1 protein-coding gene is annotated in these 529 nt (G+C 62.0%); it reads left to right on the forward strand.

Translation table 11 applies throughout. From position 1 onward, the window contains the following. Positions 1–47: 47 nt before the first annotated feature. The coding region (locus FNJ47_RS46560; protein WP_236000606.1) for an AMP-binding protein at positions 48–529 on the forward strand (482 nt) is incomplete at its 3' end.

Below are 529 nucleotides of genomic sequence, written 5' to 3' on the forward strand. Positions count from 1 at the left end.
TCGTACAGCCGCCCCGGGCTCTTGACCACACGCCGTTGTTGCAGGTGATGCTGGCCTGGGAGAACAATGGCGTTGGGTCACTGGACCTGCCGGGGCTGAATATCGAAGCTGCCTCCGAGGAGATCGATCAGATCAAGTTCGATCTGGAGCTGAGCCTTGGCGAGCATGGCGAGGAGATCGCCGGAACCCTTGGTTATGCCACGGCGCTGTTTGATCAGGCGACGATCGAGCGGCAGCGTGGTTATTTGCTGGCGCTGCTGCGGGCGATGGCTGCCGATGCAGACCAGGTAGTCGGCCGCATCGACATCCTGCCAGTCGACGAGCGCAGCTATCTCTTGGAGGAGTTGAACCGGACCGCGGCGTCCTATCCGTCGGAACGATGCATCCATGAGCTGTTCGAGGCACAGGTGCAAAAAGCGCCGGAAGCGGTGGCGCTGGTCTGCGAAGATGAGCGGCTGAGCTATGGCGAGCTCAACGCACAGGCCAACCGGCTGGCGCATCACCTGATTGCCCTTGGGGTCAAGCCGGA

The sequence above is a fragment of the Bradyrhizobium uaiense genome (assembly GCF_010811875.1).
GTDB lineage: Bacteria > Pseudomonadota > Alphaproteobacteria > Rhizobiales > Xanthobacteraceae > Bradyrhizobium > Bradyrhizobium uaiense.